Here is an 8,069-nt window from a genome sequence, read left to right on the forward strand (position 1 = left end):
TCATGCATGGCACGGAGTTCGCCGTCGCTGACGCTGCGCCTGACAGTGGCGACGCCGCGCGCTTTGCCGCCGGAATGGACGAGCGCGTCGACCATCGCGCGATTGTCGGCGCCGTGGCAGGTGGCCTGCACCACCACGTTGCGGGCGAAGCCGAGGTGATCGCGCAGCGCATAGAGCTGCTGCCTGGAGGCGTCGCAGGGCGTATATTTGCGTTCCGGCGCGAAGGGAAACTCGGCGCCCGGGCCGAACACATGGCAGTGCGCATCCACGGCGCCCGCCGGCACCTTGAAGCGCGGCTTTGAGGGTCCGGCGTACCAGTCCAGCCAGCCGGGTGTCTTCTGGAATTGCGTCTTCTGATCCGTCACGGTGTCACTCATTTGGTATCCTTTAGCATCGCGAGGATCCGGTCCGCTTCGGTGCGCCAGTCCGGGCTCTTGGCAAATTCCTTGGTGCCTTTCGCACCGAACAGGCCTTCGTCGGCGAGGTCGGCGACCCAGGCCTGACGTTCGGCCGTGCCCTGCGCCGACCAGGGCGTCAGACCGATATCGCGCACGGTTTCGGCCACCTCGCGCACTTCCTCCGCGCGTCGGCGGCCATGTTCGATGACGCGCTGGAAAAAGTAAGCGCCCTGCTTCTCCCAGTTGATGCCGGGAAATGTCTCCGCCAGCGACGCCAGCACCGCGTCCTCGACGCCGTAGGCCCGCGCCGTGGTGAAGCTTTCGATCACCATCGCTTCCAGGCCCTTGATCATGATGCTGCGGCACATCTTGACCGCCGAGGCGACGCCGAGCTGTTCACTGGCGACCTTGGCGTCGAAGCCGAGTTCTAGCAGCAGCGGCGCAAGGTCCCTTGCACGGCTGCCGCCCAGCAGCAACGGCACCTTGATGCGGTACGGCGGAATCGATGTCATGACCGCGCCTTCGACGTAACGTCCGCCGGCGCCATCGATCAGGCCGGCGGCGCGCCGTTTTGCGCCGGGCGAGGCCGAGTTGAAGTCGAGAAACCAGGAGCCCTTCTTCACGGAAGGCGCGCAGGCGCTTGCGACCGGTACGGCCTGGCTTGCGGTGACGGCGGAGACGATCAGGTCGGCCTTTGCGGCGAGATCGGCATGCGAGGAAGCGAGCTGAACTCCGAATGTCCCCGCATGATCGCGCAGGGGCCCGGCCTGATCGCCGCCGAGCTTGATGTCGTAGGCGCTGACCTTGACGTCCTGCTTGCGCAGGTCCTCGGCAAGGATGCGGCCGACTTCGCCGTAGCCGACCAGACCGACGTGCCACCGGTTCGAAGTTGTCATGGCGATCAATCGATATATCTGAGGCCGGCTTTCGCCAGCGGTTCGCGCATCTTGTACATGTCGAGACCGAGCACGCCGGCCGCAAGCTTGGCGCGCTTCTCGCCTTCGTTGGCCTCCCGCGCCTCCGCCGCATCGGCCACCTGTTGGGCGACGCCTGCGGGAACGACGACGACGCCGTCGACATCGGCGATCACCACATCCCCCGGATTGACCAGCGCGCCGGCGCAGACCACCGGAATGTTCACCGAGCCCAGGGTCGCCTTCACCGTGCCCTTGGCGCTGATCGCCCTGGAGAATACCGGGAACTGCATTTCCGTCAGGTCCGCCACGTCGCGCACGCCGCCGTCGATCACCAGGCCCTTGGCGCCGCGGGCGCGAAAACTGGTCGCCAGCAGATCGCCGAAAAAGCCGTCGGTATTCTCGGCGGTGCAGGCCGCGACCACGACATCGCCGGGCTGCAACTGCTCGGCCACCACATGCATCATCCAGTTGTCGCCCGGCTGCAGCAGCACGGTGACTGCAGGCCCGCAGGCCTTTGCGCTCGAATAGATCGGCCGCATATAGGGAAGCATCAGGCCGACGCGGCCCATCGCTTCGTGGATGGTGGCGACGCCGAAGCGCGACAGCTTTTCCACGGCCGCCTTGTCGGCGCGAATGATGTTTCGCTTGACCACGCCGAGGTCGTTCATCGGGATGCTCATATTACTTCCCCTTCGCTTTCAGCGCGGCGTCGAGGCGCGGGAACACGCGCCGTGCGTTGCCCTCGTAGACCTTCTGCCTGTCCTGCGCGCTGAGGTTCATCGTGCCCTCGATGTAGCGCTTGGTGTCGTCATAGGCGAAATCGGTTTCGGGATCGATGCCGCGCACCGCCCCGATCATCTCGCTGGCGAACAGGATGTTCTCGACCGGGATCACCTTGGTCAGGAGGTCGATGCCCGGCTGATGATACACGCAGGTGTCGAAGAAGATATTATGCAGCAGATGGTCCTTCAGCAGCGGCTTCTTCAATTCCTGCGCCAGGCCGCGAAAGCGGCCCCAGTGATACGGCACCGCGCCGCCGCCATGCGGGATCAGGAACTTCAGCTTCGGGAAATCCTTGAACAGGTCCGAGGTCAGGCACTGCATGAAGGCGGTGGTGTCGGCGTTCAGGTAATGCGCGCCCGTGGTGTGGAAGCAGGCGTTGCAGCTGGTGGAGACATGGATCATCGCGGGGATGTCGAGCTCCACCATCTTCTCATAGATCGGATACCAGTGCCGGTCCGAAAGCGGCGGCGAGGTCCAGTGCCCGCCCGACGGGTCGGGATTCAAATTGATGCCGACGAAGCCGTATTCCTTGACGCATTTCTCGAGCTCGGGGATGCAGGTCTTGGGGTCGACGCCCGGCGACTGCGGCAGCATCGCGGCGCCGATGAAAGAGTCGGGGAACAGCTTGCTGACGCGCGCGCACAGCTCGTTGCAGATCGCGGCCCAGGTCGAGGAAACCTGGAAATCGCCGATATGGTGCGCCATGAAGCTGGCGCGCGGGCTGAAGATGGTGAGGTCGCTGCCGCGCTCCTGCATCTTCTTGAGCTGGTTGTTGACGATGCTCTCGCGCAGCTCGTCGTCGCTGATCTTGAGCTCGCTGACCTTGGGCACGGCCGAGGGATCCTTGATGCCCGCGATCTGCCGGTTGCGCCAGTCCTCAAGCGCCTTCGGCGCCGTGGTGTAGTGGCCGTGCACGTCGATGATCACTCTTCTCTCCTTCCGGAATAGCGTCAGACGCGGTCGGTGTCTTCGCCATCGCTTCCTTCGCGTTTTCCCAAATTCGCGTTTCTATTTCGCCGCCGCTTCGAGTTTGGCCTTCGGCGCCCAGACCGACCCGGGGATCATGACCTCGCCGCGCATCAACAGCCGCGCGGTGCGCAGCAAGGCAGCGCGGGTCACGTTTTGCGGATTGGCCGGATCGACCTCGATCTCGACGCTGAACTCGCCGGTCGGATGTTCGACCGATATCTTCTTGACGTTGCCCGTCGGCACCGAGGCAATACCTTGCGTGACCGAGCCGTCGAGCACGCAGGCGGTCGCCACCGTCACCGCCGCCAGCACGCCGATCGCGTCATGGCAGACATGCGGGATGAAACTGCGCGTGCAGATGCTGCCGCCGGCGCGCGGTGCTGATATCAGCGTCATCTTCGGGTAGTTCTTGGCCGTGACGTCGCCGAGCTTCATCGCGTGACCGCAGGCGATCCGCAACCGCTCGATCCGCGTCTTCAATTCGGTGTCCGCATTCATCTGGTCGACGCTCTCGTAGCCGGTGCGGCCGACGTGGCTGGCCTTGAACATCACCAGCGGCATGCCGTTGTCGATGCAGGTCACCTCAATGCCATCGATGGTGTCGCGGACATTGCCGGTCGGAAGCAGCCCCGGGGCGACCGAGCCGGCGGTGTCGAGGAAGTTGACCGTGATCGGCGCCGAGGTTCCCGGCGCGCCGTCGATGCGGGCATTGCCTTCATATTCGACATGGCCGTTCGGCGTCTGCACGGTGATGTCGCATTGCATGTCGGTATTGAGCGTCAGCACGCGCAGCGTGGTGGTGTCGCCCTGTGGCTTGACCATGCCGGTCTCGAGCGCGAACGGCACCACGGCTGCGAGCATGTTGCCGCAATTGGGCGTGGTGTCGACGGTGTCCTTGTCGGGCTGCAGCTGGGCAAACAGGAAATCGAGATCGACGCCTGGCTTGCTGCCCTTGGACACGATGCCGACCTTGGAGGTCAGCGGATGCGCGCCGCCGAGGCCGTCGATCTGGCGCTTGTCGGGGGAACCCATCACCGACAGCAGCACCTTGTCGCGCGTCGGCAGGTCGGAGGGCAAATCGCTGGCCTTGAAAAACGGGCCTCGCGAGGTGCCTCCGCGCATGAACAGGCAAGGAATAGCGGTTTGCATGCGATCCTCACATATTGAATGGCGCAGCTGAATTCGCCGGGCGGCTTATCCGCCGATGCCGCCCCGCCGCGTCAGCCGTTGCGGATTGGCCTCGCTCAAAGTCTATTCCAAAAACCGTCAACTTTGGATCCTGATATTCGCCGGCTCGCGCATCCGGCTCTAGAATTTGAACAGGCGTACGGGATTGTCGACCAGCAGCTTTTGCTGGATGGCGGGCTCCGGCGCGTACAATGGAATGAGATCGACCAAATCGCCGTCATTCGGCATGATCTTGACATTGGGGTGCGGCCAGTCCGTCCCCCAGATCACGCGATCCGGCGCATTGTCGATCAGGCTTTTAGCGAAAGGCACCGAGTCGTGGAACGGAGCTCCCGAGGCCGATGCACGCTCGAGCCCTGTAATCTTGACCCAGCACTTCTCGTCATTCTTCTGAAGATCGAGCAGCGCCTTGAATTCCGGGTCATCGAGGCCCTTGGCGGCAGCGATCGTGCCCATGTGATCGATGACATAGGTGGTCGGCAACGCCTTGAGAATCGGGATGAACTCTCGAATGCTTCCGGGCTCGAGATACACGTCGACATGCCAGCCGATGGCGGCCGCTCGATCCACCAGACGCTTGAACACGTTCATGTCGCCAACACCGCCCAGCCTCTTGAGGAAGGCAAAGCGGCAACCCCTTATTCCAGCCTTTTCCAGCGCAGCAAGATCCGCATCCGACATCCCGTTATTGATATTAGCGATGCCTTTATAATTGCCGCCGCTCTGCGCGATGGCGTCGGTCACGACACGGTTGTCGAACCCGTGCAGGGTCGCATTGACGATGACGGCGCGGTGGACGCCGATCTTCTCATGCAGGGCACGAAACATCGGCAGCGGCGCATCGGGAGGCGTGTAGGGCCGCGTCGGCGAGAACGGATATTCGGCGGCGGGACCGAAAATGTGGGTATGCGTATCGACCGTGCCCGCAGGCACCTTGAAGACCGGCGTCTTCGTATTCTGGTCCGGCCCGGGAATGGCGGGAATCGCCTTCGTTTCCGCAGCCGGATTTTCCGCCGCCCGCGATTGGTTCACGGCAAGCGTCGACACGGCACTTAGGCATGCCGCCGCCCTGAGAAACGTGCGTCTAAGCATGCCGGCGTGCTCCCATTTCTTGTCCGGCTCTGCACCGGAATCATTGGACCCGACCGGGTTCCCCGGAATGACGGTCGTCTCGCTCTGAGGATCGTTCGGGTCGAGTGGCTGCTGTCGCGAGCCAGGCGCGCCCTCGGCGGAGATACTTTGGCGGGCCTGCCTGCCTTCCGCCAGCGCCGCGCCCCTATAACAGCTATCGCAAGTCAGCATAGCTCATGCGTCCGAACTATGCCGAAAATGGTCAGACGGGAAGCTCACGCACCAGGGCGGTCAACAGCCGCATGGTGTGCTGGGTCAGCGGCGTGGGACGCCGGTGCGACGAGATCGCCAGGCAAAGCACGCTGACCGGCGTCGGGTCCACCAGCCGGCGCGTCACCAATTCGCCCGCGCGCGCCGATGCGGCAACGCCGCTGGCGGTGAGCACCGCGTAACCGTAGCCGGCGCAGACCAGATCGATGATGGACGGCACGCTCGACACCTCCCAGGCGATGTCGAGCTTGATGCCGGCCAGCGCCGCCTGCGTATCCAGCAGCCGGCGCATGGCGTGCACCCGCTCCGGAACGATCAGGGGATAACGCGACAGTTCCTTCATCGGCAGCGGCGGCAATGCGGCTCGCTTCCGCTTGCCCCTGGGCGCATGACTGACCAATCCAAGCTGCTCCTGCAGCAGCGGCGTGATCTCGAGCCCCGGCTGGGCTTCGGGGTTGTAGACCAGACCAATGTCGATGCGTCCAGTCGTCACCCATTCGACGATATGGGTCGACAGCCCTTCGACGATCGCCAGCCGGGCGGCCGGAAGCTCCTTCTTGAAGCGGTCAATCAAGGGAAGCGTCAGCTGCCGGCCCATGCTTGGCGGCAGCCCGATGGTCACCCGCCCCACGGGCTCGTCGCGGCTGGCTCCCAGGTCCTCGCGGGCGTGCGCCATCAGCTGCAGCACCGCCACGCTGTGGTCGAACAGCCGCTTGCCCGCATCGGTAAGCGTGACGCCGCGGCCGTTGCGCAGGAACAGCTGCTGGCGCAACTCGGTCTCGAGGCTGCGCACCTGCCGGCTCAGCGCCGGCTGCGCGATGTCGAGCACCACCGCGGCCTTGCTGAAGCTGCCGAGCTCAGCCACCTGCACGAAGTATTCGAGCTGCTTGAGATTCATGGCGCGGCCAGATCAGGACGAAACCGAGCGCAAGTCAACGCGCCGCGACCGGGACATGGTGCCACTATTGCTTCGCAATCCCGGCCTTCTCGATCACCTTTTGCCACTTGTCGATATCGGACTTCAGCCTGGCCGATATCTCCTCGGGCGTGGAGCCCCTGGCCTCGATGCCAAGCTCGAGCAGCCGCTTCTTCACCTCCGGCTCAGCGAGGATTTCCTGCAGCGCCTGATTGAGTGTCTTGACGATTTCCGGCGGCGTGCCGGCGGGGGCGAACAGCGCGTTCCAGGAGACGACGTCGTAATTGGCCACGCCTGCTTCCCGCAGGGTGGGAATATCCGGCGTGCTTTCCGAGCGTACCGGCCCCGACGACGCCAGGGGGCGGATTTTCCCTTCGGCGAGATTCCCCTTCATGGAAGAGTAGCTGTCGATCATCAAAGCAACGTTGCCCTGCATGGTGGACACCAGCAATTCCGGCGTTCCCCGATAGGGAATGATGGTGAAATCGATGCCGGCCGCGGTCTTGAACAGCTCCGCCGACAAATTCTGCGTGCTTCCGATATTGATGGTGCCGACGTTGAGCGTGCCGGGCTTCGCCTTGGCCGCGGCGATGAAGTCCGCCAGCGTCTTGAATTCCGATTCCCCGTTGGTCGCAAAGACGAAATCGAAATAGCCGAGGCTTGAGATCGGAGCAAAGGCCTTCAAGGGATCGTAGGGCAAATGGCTGAACAGGGAGACGCTGATCGCGGTTCCGTTGGACAACAATGCCAGGGTATGTCCATCCGGCGGAGAAGAGATCACGGTTCGGGCCGCGGCGATGCCGCCGGCTCCGGGCTGGTTCTCGATGTAAAAGCGCCCCCCGAGCTTGCCGCCAAGCTTATCCGCGATCACGCGCGCGGTAATGTCGGCAACGCCGCCCGGCGCAAAGGGCAGCACGATCCGCACCGGCTTGCTCGGGTATTTGGTTTCAGCGCCGGCCTGCCGCTGCGGCAACGCGAGCCCCAGCAGAACAAGCACGGTGAGGAACATCCGGACCAGGGTCCGGGAGACGGCGCAATCAGAGACTTTCGTGGACATTTTTGCAAGATCCGCTGCGATGGTAGCCAGCCGGCTTTTAGCCGTCGCGGGCTACTTACCACAATGGCTTATTGATAGGCCGCCACGATATCCGACACCGCCCGCTCGAGCTGCTTTGCGGTCGAACATTGGCGCACGACGCTGCAGAAGGAAGCATAGCGCGGCATCTCGGAATCGCCCCAGCCCCAGGCCATGCGGCCCTCGGGGTTGAGCCAGACCAGCCGCTTGGATCGCTCCGAAATGGTGCGCAGGATATCGGCGCGCGGATCGAGGTTGTTGGTGCGGGCGTCGCCGAGCACGATCACTGTCGTCTTCGGCGTCACCGTATTGATGAAATCCTTCTCGAAATCCACCAACGATCCGCCGTAATCCGACGAGCCGAATCCGACCTTCGACATGATCTCGCTCATGGCTTCCTCGGGCGTTTTCTTGTCGAGGATGTCGCTGACTTCGATCAGATGACCGGAGAAGGCGAACGAGCGCACGTCGTCCACCACCTC

General features: G+C 63.7%; 9 protein-coding genes. All 9 read right to left on the reverse strand.

Going from position 1 to position 8,069, the window contains the following annotated elements:
* A partial coding sequence (locus QZ213_RS20890) for an amidohydrolase family protein (protein WP_291687995.1) occupies window positions 1-377 on the reverse strand: 377 nt, incomplete at its 3' end.
* The gene (locus QZ213_RS20895) at window positions 374-1,294 is read right to left on the reverse strand and encodes an NAD(P)-dependent oxidoreductase (protein WP_291687996.1); all 921 of its coding nucleotides are present in this window, start codon (window positions 1,292-1,294) and stop codon (window positions 374-376) included. The genes QZ213_RS20890 and QZ213_RS20895, both read right to left, overlap by 4 nt.
* A gap of 5 nt (window positions 1,295-1,299) precedes the next feature.
* A complete protein-coding gene (gene ligK / locus QZ213_RS20900; RefSeq protein WP_291687997.1) occupies window positions 1,300-1,995 on the reverse strand; it encodes a 4-carboxy-4-hydroxy-2-oxoadipate aldolase/oxaloacetate decarboxylase in 696 nt (231 codons plus the stop codon).
* A 1-nt stretch (window position 1,996) separates the two neighbouring features.
* Window positions 1,997-3,025 (reverse strand): amidohydrolase family protein, encoded by a 1,029-nt coding sequence (locus tag QZ213_RS20905; protein WP_291687998.1) that lies wholly within the window; start codon window positions 3,023-3,025, stop codon window positions 1,997-1,999.
* A gap of 81 nt (window positions 3,026-3,106) precedes the next feature.
* On the reverse strand, window positions 3,107-4,216 hold the full coding sequence (locus QZ213_RS20910) for a 4-oxalomesaconate tautomerase (RefSeq protein WP_291687999.1): 1,110 nt from the start codon (window positions 4,214-4,216) through the stop codon (window positions 3,107-3,109).
* A gap of 159 nt (window positions 4,217-4,375) precedes the next feature.
* The gene (locus QZ213_RS20915) at window positions 4,376-5,347 is read right to left on the reverse strand and encodes an amidohydrolase family protein (protein ID WP_291688000.1); all 972 of its coding nucleotides are present in this window, start codon (window positions 5,345-5,347) and stop codon (window positions 4,376-4,378) included.
* 241 nt (window positions 5,348-5,588) lie between these two features.
* Entirely contained in the window at window positions 5,589-6,494 is a 906-nt protein-coding gene (locus tag QZ213_RS20920) for a LysR substrate-binding domain-containing protein (protein ID WP_291688001.1), read from the reverse strand.
* Window positions 6,495-6,558: 64 nt separating this feature from the next.
* Complete coding sequence (locus QZ213_RS20925; protein ID WP_291688002.1) at window positions 6,559-7,569, reverse strand: tripartite tricarboxylate transporter substrate binding protein; 1,011 nt, start codon at window positions 7,567-7,569, stop codon at window positions 6,559-6,561.
* Between the two features lie 68 nt (window positions 7,570-7,637).
* Window positions 7,638-8,069: VWA domain-containing protein (locus QZ213_RS20930; protein ID WP_291688003.1), on the reverse strand; the 432-nt coding region annotated here is incomplete at its 5' end.

The sequence above is a fragment of the Bradyrhizobium sp. genome, from assembly GCF_017881085.1.
Lineage (GTDB): Bacteria > Pseudomonadota > Alphaproteobacteria > Rhizobiales > Xanthobacteraceae > Bradyrhizobium.